This is a genomic window from Botrimarina colliarenosi (assembly GCF_007859955.1).
Lineage (GTDB): Bacteria > Planctomycetota > Planctomycetia > Pirellulales > Lacipirellulaceae > Botrimarina > Botrimarina colliarenosi.
The window spans coordinates 99,902-121,239 of record NZ_SJPR01000006.1 but is presented as its reverse complement, the minus strand read 5'-3'; the positions used below and the strand labels follow the sequence as shown (position 1 = coordinate 121,239).

The 21,338-nt window shown below is 65.6% G+C and carries 17 protein-coding genes; 13 read left to right on the top strand and 4 right to left on the bottom strand.

The window, feature by feature from the left end; all coding sequences use genetic code 11:
* Nucleotides 1-35: 35 nt before the first annotated feature.
* On the bottom strand, nucleotides 36-641 hold the full coding sequence (locus Pla108_RS18040) for a trimeric intracellular cation channel family protein (RefSeq protein WP_146446375.1): 606 nt from the start codon (nucleotides 639-641) through the stop codon (nucleotides 36-38).
* 115 nt (nucleotides 642-756) lie between these two features.
* Between Pla108_RS18040 and pta the strand changes: the two genes are divergently transcribed.
* From pta to Pla108_RS21485, 4 genes are all read left to right on the top strand, one after another.
* On the top strand, nucleotides 757-2,856 hold the full coding sequence (pta, locus tag Pla108_RS18035) for a phosphate acetyltransferase (protein ID WP_146446374.1): 2,100 nt from the start codon (nucleotides 757-759) through the stop codon (nucleotides 2,854-2,856).
* Nucleotides 2,853-3,971: an acetate/propionate family kinase gene (locus tag Pla108_RS18030; protein ID WP_146446373.1), complete on the top strand. Its 1,119-nt coding sequence runs from the start codon at nucleotides 2,853-2,855 to the stop codon at nucleotides 3,969-3,971. Before pta ends, Pla108_RS18030 begins: the two co-directional genes overlap by 4 nt.
* 167 nt (nucleotides 3,972-4,138) lie before the next feature.
* Nucleotides 4,139-5,470 (top strand): DUF1593 domain-containing protein, encoded by a 1,332-nt coding sequence (locus Pla108_RS18025; RefSeq protein WP_146446372.1) that lies wholly within the window; start codon nucleotides 4,139-4,141, stop codon nucleotides 5,468-5,470.
* 8 nt (nucleotides 5,471-5,478) lie between these two features.
* A complete protein-coding gene (locus tag Pla108_RS21485) occupies nucleotides 5,479-5,604 on the top strand; it encodes a hypothetical protein (protein ID WP_261342528.1) in 126 nt (41 codons plus the stop codon).
* A 361-nt stretch (nucleotides 5,605-5,965) separates the two neighbouring features.
* On the opposite strand, the gene Pla108_RS21680 is transcribed toward Pla108_RS21485, so the two are convergent.
* A complete protein-coding gene (locus Pla108_RS21680) occupies nucleotides 5,966-6,439 on the bottom strand; it encodes a class I SAM-dependent methyltransferase (RefSeq protein ID WP_390616018.1) in 474 nt (157 codons plus the stop codon).
* 184 nt (nucleotides 6,440-6,623) lie between these two features.
* Nucleotides 6,624-7,529 carry an ABC transporter ATP-binding protein gene (locus Pla108_RS18015; protein WP_146446370.1) on the bottom strand — a complete coding sequence of 302 codons (906 nt, stop codon included), beginning with the start codon at nucleotides 7,527-7,529 and terminating at the stop codon, nucleotides 6,624-6,626.
* Nucleotides 7,530-7,784: 255 nt separating this feature from the next.
* On the opposite strand from Pla108_RS18015, the gene Pla108_RS18010 reads away from it, so the two are divergent.
* From Pla108_RS18010 to Pla108_RS17970, 9 genes are all read left to right on the top strand, one after another.
* The gene (locus Pla108_RS18010) at nucleotides 7,785-8,888 is read left to right on the top strand and encodes an aromatic ring-hydroxylating oxygenase subunit alpha (protein WP_146446369.1); all 1,104 of its coding nucleotides are present in this window, start codon (nucleotides 7,785-7,787) and stop codon (nucleotides 8,886-8,888) included.
* Between the two features lie 295 nt (nucleotides 8,889-9,183).
* On the top strand, nucleotides 9,184-10,959 hold the full coding sequence (locus Pla108_RS18005) for an ATP-binding protein (protein ID WP_146446368.1): 1,776 nt from the start codon (nucleotides 9,184-9,186) through the stop codon (nucleotides 10,957-10,959).
* Nucleotides 10,960-11,195: 236 nt separating this feature from the next.
* On the top strand, nucleotides 11,196-13,055 hold the full coding sequence (locus tag Pla108_RS18000) for a hypothetical protein (protein ID WP_146446367.1): 1,860 nt from the start codon (nucleotides 11,196-11,198) through the stop codon (nucleotides 13,053-13,055).
* A 202-nt stretch (nucleotides 13,056-13,257) separates the two neighbouring features.
* Entirely contained in the window at nucleotides 13,258-14,184 is a 927-nt protein-coding gene (locus Pla108_RS17995) for a vWA domain-containing protein (RefSeq protein WP_146446366.1), read from the top strand.
* A 157-nt stretch (nucleotides 14,185-14,341) separates the two neighbouring features.
* The gene (locus Pla108_RS17990) at nucleotides 14,342-15,856 is read left to right on the top strand and encodes a phosphate ABC transporter substrate-binding/OmpA family protein (RefSeq protein ID WP_146446365.1); all 1,515 of its coding nucleotides are present in this window, start codon (nucleotides 14,342-14,344) and stop codon (nucleotides 15,854-15,856) included.
* 307 nt (nucleotides 15,857-16,163) lie between these two features.
* Entirely contained in the window at nucleotides 16,164-16,883 is a 720-nt protein-coding gene (locus Pla108_RS17985; protein ID WP_146446364.1) for a hypothetical protein, read from the top strand.
* 155 nt (nucleotides 16,884-17,038) lie between these two features.
* Complete coding sequence (locus Pla108_RS17980) at nucleotides 17,039-17,848, top strand: hypothetical protein (RefSeq protein ID WP_146446363.1); 810 nt, start codon at nucleotides 17,039-17,041, stop codon at nucleotides 17,846-17,848.
* A 177-nt stretch (nucleotides 17,849-18,025) separates the two neighbouring features.
* On the top strand, nucleotides 18,026-19,102 hold the full coding sequence (locus Pla108_RS17975; protein ID WP_146446362.1) for a hypothetical protein: 1,077 nt from the start codon (nucleotides 18,026-18,028) through the stop codon (nucleotides 19,100-19,102).
* 106 nt (nucleotides 19,103-19,208) lie between these two features.
* On the top strand, nucleotides 19,209-20,003 hold the full coding sequence (locus Pla108_RS17970) for an ABC transporter permease (RefSeq protein ID WP_146446361.1): 795 nt from the start codon (nucleotides 19,209-19,211) through the stop codon (nucleotides 20,001-20,003).
* Nucleotides 20,004-20,109: 106 nt separating this feature from the next.
* Here Pla108_RS17970 and Pla108_RS17965 read toward each other — a convergent pair whose 3' ends face one another.
* Complete coding sequence (locus Pla108_RS17965) at nucleotides 20,110-21,309, bottom strand: efflux RND transporter periplasmic adaptor subunit (protein ID WP_146446360.1); 1,200 nt, start codon at nucleotides 21,307-21,309, stop codon at nucleotides 20,110-20,112.
* Nucleotides 21,310-21,338: the final 29 nt, after the last annotated feature.

The following is a 21,338-nucleotide window of genomic DNA, read 5'->3' as shown; positions in this document are numbered from 1 at the left end:
GGCTAGCGCCGTCGGCTCACGTCTCGAATTCGTCGTCAGGCGATCGAGCGCACCGGCAGCGTCCAGTTGCGCCACACCGCCACCAATCGCAGCGTCGCCGCCGCGGCGGTCGCCACCGGTTGTGACACCGTGACGGGGACCTCGAGCGCGGCCATTGCGAGGTAGACCACCGAGCCGAGCAGCGCGCAGGTGGCGCAGAGCGGGGTCGTGCGGAACAGGCTCGGCGTCTCATTGAAGATGACGTCGCAGATCACGCCGCCGAACGTGCCGGTGATGACGCCCATCACCGCCGCGATCAACGGCGTCATGCCCGACTGCAACGCGACCGCCGTGCCGGCCACGCTGAACAGGCCGAGGCCGATGGCGTCGGGCCAGATCAGCAGCGGCTCGATACGGGCCAGCCGACGCGGCACGATGGCGCCGATCACCGACAGGCCGAGCACCATCCAGAGCAGCGATTCGCGCTCGACCCAGAAGAGCGGCCGGCGGTCGAGGAACAGGTCACGCAGCGTGCCGCCACCGAACGCGGTAGCCGCCGCGACACTAAAAATACCGACCACGTCGAAGCCGTTCCGCACCCCGCGGAGGATGCCGTAAAGGGCCGACGCGGCGACCGCGGCGAGTTCAATGGTGGGAATCATTTCGGGGTCGTCGGCTAGAGAACGGAGCGAGAGTGGGCTAGGCCGTGAGAAGGATTAGAGCGAGCATCAGGGGGAAAGAACGAGCCCCGCCGCCCCACCACGTCGATCGCTTGCCATGTCCAACGCCGCCTATGTCGTCGCCTGGGAGCCCCACAGCGGCAAGTCGCTCGTGGTGCTCGGGCTGATGGAGCTGTTGTCGCGGCGTGTCGAGCGGCTCGCCTACTTCCGCCCGCTGGTGGACGGCGACCCCGAGGCGGACCCCCACCTGCGGCTGGTGCGCGAGCGGTACCGGCTCGCCACGCCGATCGGGCAGATGGTCGGCGTCAATCTCAACCGCGCTGAGCAGCTCGTCGCCGAGGGGCAGGAGGCGACGCTCATCAAAGAAGTGCTGGCCCGGTTCCGGGCGTGCGCCGCCGAGGTTGATTTCGTCCTCTGCGAGGGGACCGACTACGTCGGCGGGCAGGCGGCGCTCGAGTTCGATTTCAACTCGCGGCTAGCGGTCCACCTCGGCGCGCCCGTGGTGACGGTCGGCGCCGGCGTCGGCCGGTCGGCCGAAGAGACGATCCGCGGCGCCCGGTCGGCGCACGCCACGTTTGTCGAACAAGGGAATGTCATCGCCGCGAGTTTCGTCAACCGCGTCGCGCCCGATCAGGCGGAAGCGATGCGGGAAGAGTTCCGACGCCGGCCGTTCGGCGACGGGCCGGTCTACGTCCTCGATGAAGAGCCGTCGCTCGCCCGCCCAACGCTCGCCCAGGTGGCCACGGCGATCGGCGCCCGTTGGCTGCACGACCCGGGCGACGTCGCCGAGCGCGACATCGCCACCTGTCGCGTCGCCGCGATGACGCTGCCGAACTTCCTCAATCACACGGCCGACGGCGCGCTGGTCATCACGCCGGGCGACCGCTCCGACATCCTCCTGGGCTCGGTGGCGTCGCTGATCTCGGACGGCGTCCCCAAGGCGGCCGGCGTGCTGCTGACCGGCGGCCTGACGCCCGAGACCTCGGTGCAGCGACTGCTCGACGGCATGCGGCGTTGGCTGCCGCCGCTGATGGCGATCGATTGCGACACCTACTCGGCCGCGACGGCGGTCGAGGCGGTGCGGCCGGTGATCGCCCCGGAGAACGCCACCAAGATCGCCGCGGCGCTCGGCGCCTTCGAGCGCGTGGTCGACCTAGCGGCGCTCGCCGAGCGGATCGCCGTGACGCGGACCGAGCGGGTCACGCCGCTGATGTTCGAGTACGACCTGATCGAACGGGCGAAGAAGGCGCCGCGGACGATTGTCCTCCCCGAGGGGCAGGACGACCGTATCCTCCGCGCCGCGGCGGTGCTGCTGCGACGGCAGGTGGCGTCGCTGGTGATCCTCGGCGATCCCGAGACGATCACCGCCCGCGCCGCCACGTTGGGTCTCGACCTGACCGGCGCCAAGCTGATGGACCCCCACACGTCGCCCGACCGCCAGCGGCTTGCCGACGAGCTCGCCCGCCTCCGCGCCCACAAGGGCGTGACGCAAGCGATGGCGTACGACCAGCTCGGCGACCCGAACTACTTCGGCACGATGATGGTCGAGGTCGGCGACGCCGACGGCATGGTCTCCGGCGCCATGCACACCACGGCCCAGACGATCCGTCCCGCCCTGCAGGTGATCCGCACGCGGCCCGAGTGCTCGATCGTGTCGAGCGTCTTCCTCATGTGCCTCGCCGACCGCGTCCTCGTGTACGGCGACTGTGCGGTGAACCCCGACCCAACGCCCGAACAGCTCGCCGACATCGCGATCAGCTCGGCCGACACGGCGCGGCGATTCGGCGTGACGCCACGTGTCGCGATGCTCTCTTACTCGACCGGCGCGTCGGGGACCGGCGCCGCGGTCGACAAGGTCCGCGAGGCGACGCGGCTCGTCCGCGAGCGCGCGCCCGACCTGTCGGTCGAGGGCCCCATCCAGTACGACGCCGCGGTCGACGCCTCGGTCGCCAAGTCCAAACTCCCCGGCAGCCAAGTGGCCGGCCAAGCGACCGTGTTCGTGTTCCCCGACCTCGACTCGGGCAACAACACCTACAAGGCGGTGCAGCGTTCGGCCCGCGCGGTGGCGATCGGCCCGATCCTGCAAGGCCTGCGCAAGCCGGTCAACGACCTCAGCCGTGGCTGTTTGGTCGATGACATCGTCAACACCGTGGCGATCACCGCGATCCAGGCCCAGCCTGAGGAGGCCGCCGAATGAAGGTGCTCGTCCTGAACTGCGGCAGCTCGTCGATCAAGCACCGATTGTTCGAGCAGCCTGGCGACAACGAAATCGGCCGCGGATCGGTTGAAGGCATCGGCTCGACCGACGCCGTCGCCGATCACGCAGCGGGCCTCCAGCAAATCTGCGACGAGCTAGGCTGCGAGCCCGACTTGGTCGCGCACCGGGTGGTCCACGGCGGCGTCCGGTTTGTCGCGCCAACGCTTATCGACGACGAAGTGCTCGCCGAGATCGAACGGCTCACCCCGCTGGCGCCGCTCCACAACCCGGCCAACGTGCTCGGCATCCGCCTGGCGCGCGAGCGGTTCCCCGCGGCGCAACACGTCGCGGTCTTCGACACGGCGTTCCACGCCACGATGCCGCTCTACGCCAGCCGCTACGCGATCCCCAAACGGCTCGCGGTCGAGCACGGCGTGCGTCGCTACGGTTTCCACGGCTCGTCGCACGCCTGGGCGTCGCGGCGCGCGGCGGAGCTGCTTGAGAAGCCGATCGAGATGCTGCGAACCGTCGTGCTGCACCTCGGCGCCGGGGCGAGCGCGTGCGCCGTCGATCGTGGCCGCTCGGTCGATACCTCGATGGGGATGACGCCGCTGGAAGGGCTGGTGATGGCGACCCGCTCGGGCGACCTCGACTCGGGCGTTCTGCTGTTTCTCCAGCGTGAACTCGGCATGTCCGCCGACGAGGTCGATCACCTGCTCAATCGCGACAGCGGCCTCCGCGGCTACTGCGACGAGAGCGACCTGCGCGAGGTGCTCCGCCGCGCCGACGAGGGAGACGCCGACGCGATGCTGGCGGTGGAGGCCTACGTCTATCGCATCGCGAAGTACGTCGGCGCCTACGCGACGGCGATGGGGGGCCTCGACGCGGTGGTCTACACCGCCGGCGTCGGCGAACGCTGCGCCGTGATCCGAGAGCGCGTCGCCGAGCGTCTGACGATACTCGGCGCCCATCTCGACACGGACGCGAACGATGCGTCTTCAAGCGACGACCGCTCGATCCATGCCTCCGGGAGCCGTGTGGCGCTGTTGGTCGTGGCCGCAAACGAAGAACTACAGATTGCCCGCGAAGCGGTCGAGCGTCTAGCCGATGCGTGAGTTGTATTGGGTCGGGTCGCTCGCGATCCCGCTGACTTACGATCGCTTGCCTCGGCCGTCGCTTTTGATGGATAATCCTTCTAGCATCCTTCTCACTCGAATTGCTTCTTATCGATACGGCGCATTCGGCAATTCTAGTTCGACTATTTCGCAGGCGGACACTCTTCATGAAACTCATGTTTATAGCGATGGTTGGCTTACTGACCGGCGACAAGATCGCATATGCGGACTCAGCGCCCGAAAGGACCACCTACAAACCGAGGGTGATTAACACCACCGACCTCGGGGCTGACCCCGACGACGAGCAGTCCCTCGTACGGCAACTCGTCTGCGCAAACGAGTTCGACATCGAAGGCTTGATCGTTTCGACGGGGTGCTGGAAGAAGAGGCAGAGCAGTACGGTAATGCTCGACCGGATTGTCGATGCCTATGGTGAGGCGCTGCCGAACCTCCGCGTCCATGCGGAGGGATTTCCTTCGGTCGAGCACCTAAGGTCGATCTCCGTCCTCGGGCAGATGGGCTACGGGATGAGCGATGTCGGCGAAGGGAAGGATAGCCCCGGCTCGGATTTGATCATTGCCTCGGTCGACAAAGACGACCCTCGCCCGGTCTGGGTCGGTTGCTGGGGAGGGGCCAACACCGTCGCGCAAGCGATCTGGAAGGTGCAGCACACACGATCCGCCGACGAGCTCTCCGCGTTTCTCAGCAAGATCTGCATCTTCGATATCCTCGGCCAGGACGACGCCGGCGCCTGGATCGCTAAGAATTTCCCAAAGGTGCTCTACATCCGTGCGACAGGCGTCTACGGCTGGCAACCGTCCGACGAGTACCTGGACGAGCACATCCAGAATCACGGACCGCTTGGCGCTGTGTATCCCGATCGGAAGTGGTCGACCGAAGGCGATACGCCCGCCTTCATGCACGTCTACCCTAACGGCCTGAATGACCCCACCAAGATCGACCAAGGGGGTTGGGGAGGCCGCTTCAGTCTCACGAAGAAGACAAGCATCAAGAGCATGTCGGCTGTCAAGGAGGAAGAGCGAGCCTACGACCCCTACATGATGTCTAGCAACACAAGCGAGGGATCCGAAGCGATTAAACGCTGGAGCAATGGCTACGACAACGACTTCGCCGCCCGGATGGACTGGTCCGTGACCGGCGACTACTCCGAGGCCAACCACCACCCCGTCGCAGTGGTCAACGGCGATGCCACTCGGCGAATCATAAAGGCCTCGGCAGCGTCCGGTTCGAGCGTTTCTCTTCAGGCAGAGGGTTCCAGCGACCCCGACGGCGACTCCCTTACCTACTCGTGGACCTTCTACCAGGAGCCCAGCTCCTACAACGGCTTCGTAACGATTGAAAATAGCGACTCCCCGAGCGCGACCATCACAGTCCCAGCCGACGCCGCAGGCAAAGATCTTCACGTCATTCTCGAGTTGCACGACAACGGCGCCCCGAATCTCTATGCGTACCGGCGGGTGATTCTCCAAATCCGCTAGCTCCCTTTTTGGCGATTCCCATCTGCCAAAAGTCGGCGATCCACACGACCGAGAGCCGTATGGCGCTGTCGGTCGTGGCCGCAAACGAGGAGCTACAGATCGCGTGCGAAGCGATGCAAATCGCCACCGAATAGATCTCGAGCCGCGCACGGAGTAAGCGGAGTTGGTGGCGCACTCCGCTTACTCCGTGCGCGGCTCAAAACGCAGGACGGTCGGTGGCAGAAGCGTCCGCGCTCAATCAACGGCGAGCCCCCAGACGTCAGTCGGGGGAGGAACCCGGGCGCCCGCTTCACTCCCCCGACTGACGTCTGGGGGCTCGTACGGAATCGCCCTAGGACTTCTTCTGTGAAGCCAAGAAGCAAAAATCCATTCGAATATCGCGTCGCTCGGACCCCTCGCCCCACGCGCGACTCAGCTGTTCGCACGTGTCGGCGTAGAAATCTTCTCCCAAATCGTCCATGCACCTCCGCACAGCGGACCAAGTGTGAATGTAGGCTAACAATTCTTCAGCGCTCCACTCCATCTTGAATTCGAACTGTGGTGTGGAAAGACTTCGGTATGGAACCTGAACGTCTTGGTAGTGGTTCCACAACAACCGATTGCGTTTGGACCAATAGGGCTCGATGACCGGGTAGAGAGTGGTTCGCAGCACCTCATCGATCCCGGGATTGTTATTCGGAAAAACATACCCCCACGCCGCAAAACGCCACCGGGCTTCAACACACGATCCAGTTCAGACCAGAAACGATCGTAGTCAAACCAGTGAAGGGCTTGGCCCACACAAACGAGATCGAACGACTGATCATCAAACGGGGTCGACTCCGATTCTGAAACCGAAAAGTGAACACCTTCAACGGTCGGAGCATTGGATATCTGCTCGGCACTAACGTCGGTTGCTTCAATGCGACCGAAATACTCTGCTAATCCGACGGCAACCTGCCCGTTGCCACAAGCGCAGTCCCATGCCATGTCGCGATGCGGGGTAACCGCTGCGAGGTAGCCGTAGATGTCAGCCGGGTATTTCGGCCGAGCCCGCGCGTACAAATCGGACTTATCTGAGAACAACCGGTGAACATCCATGGAGTTCGGCAGGTCTAGCTGTGCCTAGTTTCTCTGACAGTTAGTGCGGCAAAGGCGTCTAGCGTAGCCTAGCCTACACCCCCGCCCCTTCCACCGCCGTCTTCTCGTGCTCGCTCCAGAAGGTCACGTACTTGCGGTGGTCCTTCAAATGGCGCTCGCTGAAGACCGCTTCGATGAGTTCTTCTTTCTGCTTCACGAACTTTGACAGATCCTTCGGCTCGTCGGGCTTGAAGATCGGCGCCGGGCGGTCGTAGACGATCGTCGCCCCGTTCGCGCCATCGGCGTGGTACTGCGAGAGGCCCACCACGCGGTCGGCGACGAAGAGCGCCTCGTTCAGCTCGTGGGTGACGATGATCACCGTGTACGGCGGCTCGCGGTGTTCGGCGCGGGCGCGGACGTTCTCTTCGTAAAGACGCAGCAGCATCAGTTGCAGCTCTTCGCGCGTCGCCTCGTCGAGGGCGCCGAACGGCTCGTCGAGCAGCAGCACGCGCGGCTGCATGATGAGGGCCTGGGCGATGGCGACGCGTTGGCGCATGCCGCCCGACATCTGGCTGGGGTACTGGTCGCGGGCCGCGTAGAGGCCGACCTTCTTGAGGAGGGCGTCGGCTTGCTCGAGGTGCTCGGCGCGCAGCTTCCGCCACGCCGGGTAGTTGAACAGCCGGAACGGCGTGCTCGTCTGGTCGAGCTTCAGCCCGAAGGCGACGTTTTGTCGGGCCGTCAGAAAGTCGAACAGGCTGTAGTGCTGGTAGACGATGCCGACGTCGCGCGACGGCCGCAGCATCGGCTTGCCGCCGACGCAGACCGAGCCGCTGGTCGGCGGGTGGGTGCCGAGGACCGCCCGCAGCAGGGTCGACTTGCCGCAGCCGCTGGGCCCGACCAAGGCGAGGACCTGCCCCGCTTCGACACGCAGATTGACGTCATTGAGCACCTTCTTGGGGCCGTAGGCGTGCGACAGGTGGTCGATTTCGAGATTCGCCATGGTTTAACCGCCAAGACGCCAAGAGCGCCAAGCAAGAAGGATGAGTTTTCAATTCTTGATTGTGGGAGGGGTCTCCCGACCCCGATTACGGCATCCAAACCATAGCGGTATGGTGCGCGTATTCGGGGTCGGGAGACCCCTCCCACAGTTTAACGGATGGTCGATGCGGTGCTTCGGAGCATAGGCGTTTCGCGGCGGCGATTCGAGTCTTGGCGTTCTTAGCATTTTTGGCTACTGGGCGGTTACAATCCCGGGATGGACCTCCAGTTCGACCCGTCGATCCCTGTCGAGGCGGCCGCGACGCCGCCCGCGCTGTGGTATGTCGACCCCCGGGTGCTGGAGCTCGAACGCCGGAATGTCTTTGAGAAGGCGTGGGTCGCGGTGGGCCGCGTCGATCAGGTCGCCGAGCCGGGCAGCTATTTCACCGGCGACGTGGTCGGCAACCCGTTTGTCGTGCTGCGCGACGAAGCGGGCCGGCTGCGGGCGTTCCACAACGTCTGCCGACACCACGCGGCGGTGGTCGCCCAGGAGTGCGGCAAGGCCCACGAGTTGGTCTGCCCCTACCACGGCTGGACGTACCGGCTCGACGGCTCGCTGCGCAGCGCGCCGCGGATGGGCCGCATGGAGGGGTTCGACCCCAAGCAATTTGGCCTGCCGCCGATCAGCGTCGAGACGTGGGGCCCGCTCGTGATGCTCGACCTCGACGGCGAGGAGGGGGGCGAGGGCAACCCACGCGACTTGGCGTCGGACGCCGCACCGCTGATGGCGCCGCTGAACGAGCTCGGCTTCGAGCGGATGCGGTGGGTTGAACGCCGCTCTTACCAGATGAAGTGCAACTGGAAGGTGTTCGTCGACAACTCACTCGACGGCGGCTACCACGTCGCCTACGCCCACGAAGGCCTCGCCGAGGGGCTCGCCTACGACGGCTACCGGACCGAGTTGTACGAGCGCTCGGCGATCCAGGTCTGCGACGCGAAGGGGACCGATGAACGGTTGGGCGAAAAGGTCGTCTATGCGTGGCTCTACCCCAACCTGTTCATCAACCGCTACGGCCGGATGATGGATACGAACGTGGTCTACCCGACGGGCGTTGATCGTTGCGAAGTGGTGTTCGACTTCTACGTCGACGCCGACGCCCCCGACGGCGACGACCTCGAGGAGTGGGCCGCGAAGCGCCGCCTCCGCAAGGCGATCGGCGCCAGCCATGTCATCCAGAACGAGGACATCGAGATCTGCGAGGCGACCCAGCGGGGTCTCGGTTCGATGTCGTTCAAGACGGGGCGTTACTCGTCGCAGCTCGAGCGCGCGGTGCACGCTTTCCACGGGATGCTCTATCGTGATCTGAGCACGAAGGAGTAGGAGATAGGGGGATGGGTTTGCGGCGCGGACACGTTGTACGAACTGCGGTCACCAGCGAACGGCATTGCTTCTCAGAGGAGATCGGGGGATGCCGCCTCTCTATAAACGACCGGGACGGTAATCATACCAATTCTCTGATAAAGATCGGCTCTGCAACTCGTAGCCGCGCAGCCCCACAAAGCCGCCATCCCTCGATCTCCATCGTGTCTACTTGAAGCAGAATCCGAGCGTCGCGGAATAGCAGCGTTGACTTCACCGATCATCCATCCCCCCAATCTCCTTTCCTAAACGCACTATGTCGGAAGCTCCCGACTTCTTCCCCCGGCTGGCGCGGTTGCTCAATTCGGGGCAGTCACGCAGCGTGCTGCTTTGTGGCGACATCCAGGACCTGTTCTGGGACGGCGAGCGGCACACGCCGCTGATCCCCTTCTTGCTGAAGAAGACGCAGACCGCCGGGCTGATCCAAATCGTCTACGAGCTGAACGGCCCGATCCGGATCGGCGACGCCGACCGCGACAAGCTCCGCGGCGCGTGGGTCGAATGGAAAGCCGGGGTCGATCCGGCAACGCTCGCCCTGGACGACCTCCGCAAGAAGGGCACACAGCTTGAGTTCTTCCAGCAAGAGTTCGACCGCCACCTCACCAGCGCCATCGGCTCGCCCACCACGGCGCTCGAGCTGTTACGGCAGCTGACGATCTGCTCGCGGGCCGCGTTGCGCGAGCACCTGCTGGTGATCGTTGAGGGCGCCGACATGCTGCTCCCCGAGAGCGGCGATCTGTCGAAGCTCAACGACGCCCAGATGCGGCGGATTAGCATCGTCCAGGACTGGTTCAGCGATCCCGAGTTCACCGCCGGCGGCGACTCGGTCTGCCTGCTGGCCGAGTCGCGGAGCCTGGTGCACAGCCGGGTGTCGCGGATGCCGCAGGTGCTGTCGGTCGATGTGTCGGCGCCGTCGCTCGACGAACGGGTCCGCTACATCAACGAGTTCCTGGCCGAGTCGCAACCGAAGCCGCAGCTGTGGTCGACGCCCGACGCCCTCGGCGAGTGCACCGCGGGCCTGTCGCTGCACGCCCTGCGGCAGATGCTGGCGGGCGCCGCGTACGCGGGCGAGAAGCTCACGCCCGACACGGTCTTCGACAAGGTCGAGGAGTACATCCAGACGCGGCTCGGTGACGACGTCGTCGAGTTCAAGAAGCCGTCGCACACGCTGAAGGACGTCATCGGCTTCACGCGGCTCAAGAAGTTCCTCGCCGACGAGCTGATCCCGCGGTTCAAAGCGACCGGCGACAAGGCGCTGCCCGGCGCCGCGGTCGCCGGCGCCATCGGCAGTGGCAAGACGTTTATCTTCGAGGCGGTCGCCGCCGAGCTCGACCTGCCGGTGCTGGTGCTCAAGAATATCCGCAGCCAGTGGTTCGGGCAGACCGACGTCGTCTTCGAGCGGCTGCGGTCGGTGCTCGAGGCGCTCGGCAAGGTCGTGATCTTCGTCGACGAGGCCGACACGCAGTTCGGACGTGTCGACGCGAACGCCCACGAGACCGAGCGTCGCCTCACCGGCAAGATCCAGCAGATGATGAGCGACCCCAAGCTCCGCGGCCAAGTGCTGTGGCTCTTGATGACCGCGCGGATCCACCTGTTGTCGCCCGACATCCGCCGCCCGGGCCGCGTTGGCGACTTGATCCTGCCGGTGCTCGACCCGACGGGCGACGACCGCGTCGATTTCATCAACTGGGTGCTCGACGCCGTCAAACTGGAAGCGACGGAGGGCCTGACGCGGCTCGACCTCGTGCAGCGCATGAACGACGAGCTGCTGCCGGCCGAGTACTCGGCCGCGGCGTTCGCGTCGCTCCGCTCGTACCTCAAGGCGATGCAGCCGAAGACGTGGCCCGAAGTCCTCGCCGCGGTGCACGACCAGATCCCGCCAGCGATCGGCCCGACGCGCGAGTACCAAACGCTGCAGGCGCTGGTGAACTGCACCCGCCGCTCGCTGCTGCCCGATCCTGAGATGGACCTCGAGGACCGCGCGAATTGGGAAAGCCGGCTTCTTGAGTTAGAGCTCGAAGGGATTCGTTGACGTACTTCGTCTCGAAAAAGAAATTTAGACGGGATGAACAGAATTTACAGGATCGGATGACAACCAACATCCTGTCGATCCTGTAAATCCTGTCCGAAAGTCCATGGCGGTCTTGGCGTCTTGGCGGTTCCCCCCCCCGAATTAGCGATCGGGGCCAAAGCGCGGTAGATTCTCGGCAAGAAGCGAACACCAGCTGCGAAGAAGCTTTCAACAACCCATCCCCCGGAGGCGTCACCATGCCGCGTTTGCCGCGACGTTTCGCCGTCGTTACTGCTTTTGCCGTTCTGCTGACCCTGCCTACCGGGGCTCTGCCCGCGGGGGCGCAGCAGCTGTTTTCCGGGCTGACCGGGCCGCTGAGCGTCCAGCCGGTGCAGAATCGTGGCGTCACGAACGTCCCGTTCATCACCTGGGGCGGCGACGCGGCGACCTTCTACGCCAACGGCGGCCTCGATACGACCGGCGACTCGATTTACGGCAAGGCGGGGCTCCGGCTCAAGCTCACGCCGGGCGACGACTTCGTCCAGCAGGTGAAGGACTACGTGGGGGGCAAGACGCCCTTCCTGCGTGGGACGTTCCGCATGCTCGGCCAGGCGAGCGAGGTCATCGGCAAGGACCCCCGCACCAAGCCGGTGGTGATCCTGCAGCTCTCGTGGAGCGGCGGCGATCATATCGTGGCCCGCGAAGGGCTGCGGACGCTCAACGACCTGAAGCGTCCCGGAAAGAAGGTGCGCATCGCGTGCCAACAAGGCGGCCCGCACGTCGGTCTTCTCTACGACGCCCTCGCCGCCGCGCAGTTCACCAACGACGACGTCGAGGTGGTCTTTGTCCCCGATCTTACCGGCCCGAAGGGCGCCGCCGAGAAGTTCCGCACGGACAACTCGATCGACGCCTGCTGCGTGATCACGCCCGACATGATTGGCCTGACTGGCGGCCTCGATTCGAAGGGGACCGGCGCCGAGGGGACCGTCAGCGGCGCCCACGTGCTGGTTTCGACGCAGAACATGTCGCGCTCAATCGCCGACGTCTACGCCGTGCGGAGTGACTGGTACAAAGCCAACCGCCCCGCCGTCGAGAAGTTTGTCGCCGGCTACCTGGCCGCCGAGGAGAAGGTGAAGGCCCTCCGCGACGGCTTCGAGCAGTCGCAGCGGATGTCGGCCGACTACCGCAAGCTGCTCACGATGTGCCAATCGATCTTCGGCGAAGAGGTGTTGCCGACGCTCGAGGTCGACGCCCACGGCCTGCTGCTCGACTGCCGGTTCGTGAACCTGCCGGGGCAGATCGCCTTCTTCGAGCAGTCGGGCAACCTGAGCGGATTCAACCCGAAGATGGCCGCCGCGCTCGACCTGGCGACCAAGTGGGGCTATGCCCGTGGCCGTTACGGCTTTGACCCGCCGGGGCTCGACTACCAGAAGCTTGCCGGCATGGCGGGGGTCGCCTTCGCGAAGCCCAAGACGGTCGTTGAAGGGGAAGGCGTCGGGGAGTTTCTCGGCGACGACCTCGACGACGACACCATCGTCAGCTTCACGATCGAATTCGAGCCGAACCAGACCGACTTCTCGGTCGACCGCTACGGCGCCGAGTTCGACCGGGCCCTCAAGTCGGCGAGCACGTTCGGCGGCGCCGCCGTCGTGATCCGCGGCCACAGCGACCCGACCAAGACGCTCGTGCAACTCGTCAAGGCGGGACTCTCCAAGGGGATCCTCCGCCGGACCGGCGCCAGCGGCGACTACCGCTACTTCCTCAACGCGGGGGGCAATTCGCGCGAGCTCGACCTGTCACAGATGAACGAGATGGTCCGCCTCATCGAGACGGGCGCCTTCGAGGGCGCCGCCGACAGCCCGCAGCAGACGATGCAGGCGGCGCTGAACCTGTCGCTCGCCCGTGCCGAGGCGGTCCGCCAGGCGATCGCCGACTACGCCCGCAGCCGCGACATCAACGTGAACCTCTCGCAGCTGCAGCCCGTGGGCGCCGGAATCTCGGACCCGGTGATCGCCAAGCCGACGAACATGGCGGAGGCGAAGCAGAATATGCGGGTCGAGTTCCGCATCGTGAAGGTCAATCCCGAGGCGCTGAAGGATTCGGACTTCGACTTCTGAGAGACTCACACAAGTGGCGGCGACGCAGTAGCCGCGCTCATCCCCCTCCTCCGCTTAAGGGGGAGGGGCTAGGGGAGGGGGCGAGGTAGGTACCCACCTCCCACCCTCCCCTAACCCCTCCCTCTGAAGAAGGAGGGGGATACGAGGGCGACTTCGTCGCTTAAGAAGTAACTCCCAAACCCATCTCAACCCCGACAATCCCATGTGCCGAAGGTTGGCGGCCAGCCTCCTCACGATAGCGACGCTCGCAAGCTGCGCTTCGGCGGGCCCCGGGCTCTACGTCGTGGTGATCCTCGACAACTCCGGCTCGATGGCGGAGCGGATGCCCGGCGGCGGCACGCGGATGGAGGCGGCAAAGCGTTCGCTGCAGACGGTGCTCGACCGCACGCCCGACGACGCCCAGGTCGGCGTGCTGTTGCTCAACCCGCCGCGGATCGGCGATGACTGGCTCTTCGAACTCGGCCCCGTCGATCAGCAGGCGACTCGTCAGGCAATCGGTCAGATCAACGCCGGCGGCCCGACGCCCCTTGGCGGCGCCATGATTACGGCGTCCGACGCCCTGCTCGCGGCCCGTGAGAAGAACCGGTACGGCGTCTACAAACTGCTGGTGGTCTCCGACGGCGAAGCGACCGACGGCAATCTGGTCGATCGCTATCTGCCCGAGGTCCAGGCCCGCGGACTGCTGGTCGATGTGATCGGCGTCGCGATGGCGCAGCAGCACAGCCTCGCCACCCGCGCCAGCACTTACCGCAACGCCAACGACCCGGCGTCGCTCGAGCAGGCCATTTCGGCCGTCGTGCTGGGCGAGAGCACCACCGACCAGAACGACGCCGGCGACGAGTCGGACTTCGACATCCTCGAGGCGATCCCGAGCGAAGTCGCGGCGGCGTCGCTGACCGCCTTGGTGTCGCAGCCCAACACGCCGCTCGCCGGCACTGGCGTCCGCGCCCCGGCCGGCGTCCCGCAGTCTCCCCGCGCCGCGCCGCCGGTCCCCTTCCCCGGCGGCCAAGCGAACCAGCCCCAACCCGAGGAAGAGGGGGGCGGCTTCTCCGGCGTCTTTATTTTCCTCGTGATCGCGTTCTTCATCATCACCCGGCTGATGTCCTCCGCCGGCAAACGCCGTCAATAAAGTTCACCGCCAAGACGCCGCGGCTCCCGTCAACACCAACATTTTTCTGTAGGAGGCGTCTCCTGACGCCGATTACGCGCACCACGCCATTTCGGTAGGGAGACCGTAATCGGCGTCTGGAGACGCCTCCCACCGAATCAACTCTCTCCCAAATAAATTGTCCAAAGGAAAACTCCTCGCCGTCGCGATCGTCTGGCTCGTCATCCTTGGGATGGGCGCGGGGGTCTGGCGGTTTGTCTTCGCGCCGGTGGTCGAGAAGACGCAGGCCGAGCGCGAGGCGCAGGAACGCCAGCGGGGCGGCTCGGAGAGCCTCTACCGCACGCAGGTGAAGCTCGCCCTCGACGGGTTCAGCGGCTACGCGGTGCTCCGCTCGCCGGAGTTCGCCGAGGGGATGCGGAAGGCGGGCGTCCGGCTCACCATCACCGACGACGGCGCCGACTACCCGGCACGGCTCGCGGCCCTGCGTCGCGGCGACGCCGACATGGCGGTCTTCACGATCGACGCGCTGGTGAAGGCGTGCGCCGAGGCGGGCGCGCTGCCGGCGACGATCGTCGCGATGATCGACGAGACGGTCGGCGCCGACGCTATCGTCGCTAACCGCGAGACGTTCCCCAACATCGACGCGCTCAACCACCCCGACACGCGGTTCGTGCTGACGCCCGACTCGCCGAGCGAGACGCTCTCCCGGGTGGTGATGTCACGGTTTCAGCTCGACCAGCTCCCCGAGAACCCGTTCGTGCCGGTGAAGGACGCTGCCGCCGTGGTGGCGCGCTACAAGGCGTCGCGACCGGTCGATCGGCTCGCCTACGTGCTGTGGGAGCCGCTCGTCACCCAGGTGCTGAAGAACGAGAAGATGCATGTGGTGGTGGACAGCTCGCGGTTTCCCTCGGCGATCGCCGACGTCCTGGTGGCGAGCGACGACTTTGTCGCCAAGAACCGCGGGGCGGTGGTCGATGTCGTGAAGGCTTACTTCCAAGCGAACTACGCCTACCGCGACGAGGCGGCCCGCGTCGCGTTGGTGCAGAAGGACGCCGCCAAGGGGGGCGCCCGCCTCACCGACGAGGAAGCCGAGCGGCTGGTGAACGGGGTCTGGTGGAAGAACACCCGGGAGAATCTCGCCCACATGGGGAAGGCGCCCGGCTCCCAGCTGCCGCTGCTGGAAGACATGATCGCCTCGATCACGGCGGTGTTGATCGAGACCGGCGCCATCGAGTCCGACCCCACGGATGGCAACCCTAACTATCTCTACCTGGCCTCGGTGTGGAACGACCTGGCGGACTTCCAGCCAGGCGCCACCGACGAGCAGGTCCGCGGCGTCCAGCTGCCGGCCCTCTCCGACGAGCAATGGAACTCGCTGGTTGCCGCCGGCACGGCCCGGGCGCCGACGCTTGTTTTCGCCCGCGGCACTGACCGATTGACCGGGCGGAGCCAGTCGCTGCTCGACGAACTGGCTGGCGTGCTCGGCTCCACGCGTTACTATGTCACGGTCCGCGGGAACGCCTCGCGGCGGGGCGACCTGGAGGCAAACAAGCGGCTCGCTGCCCAGCGGGCCAAGGCGGTCGAGGGCTACCTCGTCGGGCGTGGCGTCGACAAAGATCGCATCCGCGCCATCGGCGTCGAGCCCAGCGGCGAGACCTCCGTGACGTTCGTGCTGGGCGAGCCTTCTTATTGATCGTGACGTGAGGAAGGGGGATGTGGGGACGAACGGCGATAGGGGGGATGGTCTTATAGAATGGACTCGCCATCGGAATTGTAGGAGGCGTCTCCGACGCCGATTACAGCTTCTTGGCTGAAATGAAATGGATCGCGTAATCGGCGTCGGAGACGCCTCCTACACGCAGTGAATTCTTGACACACGACGAGCTCTCCAGCAATTAACGCCTTCGCCCTGCAACGACCAACTCACTTATTCCCCGTCATCCCCCTCTCTCCCTTCCTAACGCCACCACGAAGTGAAGAGTTGAGTAGCACATCGCCCGATGGACGAAGTCAAGAAGAAGGTGCTGCTCGACCTGTTCGTCTCGCCCTGGACGTTGCTACCGACGGTCACCGGCCTCAGCGCCTGGATGCTCTCGTGGGCCGCCGGGGGCAACATGACGCTCAACCTGATCGGCCTGGCGGGCGTGGTGATCGGCGCGGGGATCCAGGCCACGCGACTGATCTTCGGCGTCGAAGAGTTGACCGAGCAGGCCTACGGCTATCAGGAAGAGAAGAAGCGGGCCGACCGCAACTCCCACCTCGACCAACTGGCCGAGCGGCTGGCGCGCGACGACGACAACCGCACCGAAGAATGCCTCCGCCGGCTGCGGGCGCTGCACGGGCTCTTCGAGCAGGACCCGCCGAAGGGCGCCGCGGCGATCGCGATCCGCGACAACGTCCAGCGGCTGTTCGAGGCCTCCGTCCGGCACCTAGAGCACTCGTACGATCTGTGGGAGAAAGCACGCCGGCTGCCCGTCGGCACGGGCGGCCCACTGCTCGAGCAACGCCGCGCGGCGATCGACGAGGTGGTGCTCACCGTCAACCACCTAACCCGCACGGTCGAACGCTACAACGCCCTCCAAGCGGACGACGGCGGCGACCACGAGCTCTCGCAGCTCCGCAAGGAGCTCGACGCAACGATCGAGGTCGCCCGCCGCGCCGACGAACAGATGGACAGCCTGGGCAAGTCGCCCGCTTACGATGAGAAAGAGTTTGAGTAGCGAACCAACCAGGTAGGGAACGCCCTCCGTGGCGTTCCGTGTGGTGGGATAGAGATCGGTTACCCGCCGCACAGAACGCCACCGAGGGCGTTCCCTACCTGTCAGCTGTACGACCCCCGTCAACGAATCACATTTCCTCACCGAGGGCCCCCTCCATGTTCCGCGCCATCGGCAAGTACACCCGTGCGGTCTGGTACCTGCTCACCTTCCGCATCGACAAGGCGAGCGAGACGCTCCGCATGAACCCAGGCGTCGTCTCCGCCAACTACGACCGGATCATCCAAGAGAAACGCGCCCGTATCAATCAGTACAAGGACGCCATCGGGGCGATGGTCGCCCAGGAAGAGACCAAGAAGCAAAAGCTCAAGGCGATCACCGAAGACATCCAGCGGCTTGAAAAGCTCAGGCAGGGCGCCGCGGCGAAAGCCCAGCAAGTGGCCGCCAAGCACAACGGCGACCCCGAGGCGACCCGCAACGACCCGGAGTACGTCAAGTGTCAGGCCGCCTTCAAGGACTTCACCAGCACGCTGGCCGAGAAGCAGTCGCGCGTCGTTGAGCTCGAGGCCGACCTCGAACAACTGATGGCGAACGTCAACCGCCACAAGACACAGATCCAGTCGCAGATGCGCGACCTGGAGAAGCTCGGCGAAGAGAAGCACGACGCCGTCGCGACGATCCTCTCCGCCAAGGAAGAGCAAGAGATCGCCGACATCATGTCGGGCGTCTCCGAGGACCGCACCGGCGAAGAACTACGCGAGCTCCGCGAACTGCGGCAGAAGGCGTCGGCCAAGGCCCGCGTCAGCCGCGAGCTGGCGGGACTCGACACCAAGCAGGCCGAGAATGACTTCTTGGAGTACGCCAAAGAGTCGGCAGCGAACGACGAGTTCGACGCCCTTATCGGCCTCACCACCAAGCCGGAAGCCGATTCTCCGTCCGCCGAGCAGACAAGAATCCCCGAGGGCTGACGAACCGTTTCTAGTCCTCCCCTGTGGGAGGCGTCTCCAGACGCCGATAACGGCGCCACGCCTTTTTTGGCACGGACACCGAAATCGGGGTCTGGAGACCCCTCCCACAACAGCAGCGTCCTCCATCATCGCATTCGACTTTCCGCTTTCCCCATTAGCGCCACGCTAGGAGAAGCCATGAAACACCTGCTCACGCTTACGCTTGCCGTCGCTGTCGCCGGCTGTTCGCAGAAGGCCGCCCCCAAGGGCGACGGCGCCGACGCCACGCCCGCCAAGGACCTGCCGTCTTTCACCCTCGCCTGGAGCGAGTACCCCAGCTGGAGCGTCTTCGGCGTCGCCCACGAAGAGGGGCTCCTCAACAAGGCGAAGGGCGAGCTCGGGTCGATCGAGAAAGAACTCGGCGTCGATGTCGTGCTGGTGCAAGCCGACTACGAGGCGTGTCTCGGCCAGTACGCCAACAGCACGATCGATGCGGTCTGCATGACCAACATGGACGCTCTGGCCCCCGCCACGGGCCGCGACTCGGTGGCCGTGCTGCCGACCTCGACGAGCGCCGGCGCCGACGCCTGTATCGCTGTCGGAATCGACTCACTCGAGGACCTCAAGGGGACCGCGACGTTCGGCCTGGAGAAGTCGGTCTCGCAGTACGCCTTCGAGCGAGGCCTCGAAGCCGAGGGGCAGAACCCGGCCGACTTCCCGTTCCGCAACATGGACCCGGCCAACGCCGCGCTCGCCATGCAGACGGGCGACGCCGAGGTGAAGTCGATCATGGTTTGGAACCCGTTCGTGTTGCAGACGCTCCGCGACCGCGACGGCTCGAAGCGGATGTTCGACTCCAAGGCGATCCCCGAGGAGATCATCGACATGGTCATCGTCGGCAAGGACACGCTCGCGAAGCCGGGCGCCGACAAGTTCGTCAAAGCGGTGCTGATGGCCTTCTACCAGGTGAACGAGCGGCTCGCCGCCGACGACACCCGCGACGCCACGCTCACGGCGCTCGGCGAGAAGTTCAGCAGCCTCGGCGTCGAGGACATGGCGATCGTCTGTGAAGAGACCAAGATGTACGCGACCCCCGCCGACGGCGCGGCCCTCTTCGAGAAAGAATCGTTCCAGAAGACGACGATGCCCGAAGTGGTCGCCTTCTGTGTCTCGCACGACATCGTGGCCGAGGAGCCAACCGTCGGGTTCGGCGACGCCGCGTCGCAGCTGAACTTCGACGCCTCGTTTATGAAAGCGATGAGCGAAACGAAGTAGTGCTTCTCGAATTGAACCACGAAGGGCGCGAAGAGCACGGAGGGGTGTCCACAACGGGCCTCCCGCTTGCTTCCTTCGTGCCCTTCGTTTCTTTGTGGTCCTCATCATGATCCGCCAACCGATCAGCGACACCAGCCGCTTCGCCCTCTTCGCCCTGAGCGTGGTGGTGATCGTTGCTGGCTACGCCTGGATGTCGCACCGCGCGCACGTCCAGAACCCGAAGAACAAGACGCTGCCGAACCTGTCGCAGTTCGTCGAAGGGTGGCAGCGGATGGCGACCGGCAAGGGCGGGATCGACTTTGTCGGCGACGTCCGGGCGTCGGCGTCGCGGCTCGCGTTGGGCGTCGGCTCCGGCGTGCTGCTCGCCTTCGTCGTCGGCCTCGCGATGGGGTGCTTCCCCGCGGTCGAGGCGCTGCTGCTGCCGCCGATTTCGTTCTTCGCCAAGATCCCCCCCACGGCGATGCTGGCGGTCTACTTCGTCTTTTTCGGCGTGACGAGCATCCAGATCTTCGTGGCGCTCATCGGCTTCGGCATCTTCCCGACGCTCGCCCAAGCGATCGCCCAGGCCGCGCAGAAGGACGTCGACAGCCACACCGTCAGCAAGTCGTACACGCTCGGGGCGTCGAGCTTCGAGGTCGTCTGGGAGGTGGTGCTCCGCCAGATCTTGCCGCGGATCATCGAGAACGCCCGGCTGCAGATCGGCCCGGCGATGGTCTTCTTGATCGCCGCCGAGTTCGCCCTGGCGGACGTCGGCTTTGGCTACACGCTGCGGATGCAGTCGCGGCTGCAGAACATGAACCTCGTCTACACCTACCTGGCGATCCTGGCGGTCGCGGGGCTGGCGATCGACTGGGTGCTGATCCTGCTGCGGCGTTGGCTCTGCCCGTGGTTTGGGGATTGATAGGGACCATCTGTGGGAGGGGTCTCCGACCCCGATAACGCGCTCCGTGCTCTTTGCGGCTTCGGCGCCGTTATCGGGGTCGGAGACCCCTCCCACAGAAATTGACTTACTGCTCCCGCACGCGGACGCCGTCCGCGACGCGGTCGCTGGGGTGGATGATCACCGTGTCCCCCTCGGCGATCCCCTCGGTGATCTCGCAGAGCGTGTCGTTGCGACGGCCGACCTTCACGGGGGTGAGATGGGCCGTCTCTTCCGCCACCTTGAACGCGAACCAGCCGTCGCCCTGCCGGAACAGCGCGCTGGCGGGGACGCAGACCACGTCCGGCGCTTCGTCGACGACGATCCGGGCCTCGACCCGGAAACCGTCGCCGAGCTCGCGCCGCTCGTCGGGCGCCTCGACCAAGTCGACGATCACGTTGACGCGTTGCTCCTCGACGCCGAGCGACGAGATCTTCGTGAACCCGGCCGGCTCGACCAGGCGGACCCGGCCGTCGAGCGGCTTGTCGCCCCCCCAACGCTCGAGCAGGACGCGGTCGCCCGCCTCGATCAAAACGGCGTCGCTCGAGAGCACGTCGATCTCGATCTCCAGATCGGACGGCGCCCCTAGTTCCAGCAGCGGCGTGCCGGCGGAGACGACCGCGGCGCTCTCTTGAAACACCCGCAGCACGCGGCCGTCGATCGGCGAGCGAATCGGGAAGGTCCACTCATCGGGCTGCTCGGCGCCCGCCCCCGACCGCAAGAGAGCGGACTTGGCTTGCTCGAGCTCGAACTCGGCGATCTCACGGGCGTAGTAGGCGGAACGGATCCCCTCCGTGGTGAAGTGGTGTCGCAACCGGGCCGCGTCGAGTTCGCTCTCGGTTGCCGCGCCCCCTTCGGCGGCGGCCTGGACCCGCACGAGCTCTTTCTCTGCGTTGTCCGCCTCGAGCCGCGCCTGCTCGATCTCGGGCTCGGTACGCGCCAAGCCAGACTCGGCCGCGTCGACTCGCGCCTTGGCCTGGGCCAGCGCGCGGGCGTCCAAGAGCTCGGGGTCGCGCGGTTCGATCACCGACAGAACCGTCTTGTCACGTTCGACGGTGTCGCCCGGGTCGAGGTCGACCCGCAACAGCCGTCCCGAGAGCGGGGCCGAGACGACGTACTTCTCACGGATGCGGGTCTTGCCGTCCTCATCGACCGTCACGAGCACGGTCTGCCGATCGGCCCGCGCCATCTCGACCGGCACGGGGTCGGGCCAGAACGCCAGCACGAGCCCCGCGACAACAAGCGCCGCGATGACGAGGAAGAACGCTCTGCCGAGCCAGTTGTGCATGTTCTCTTCAGATTGAACCGCGGAGTTCG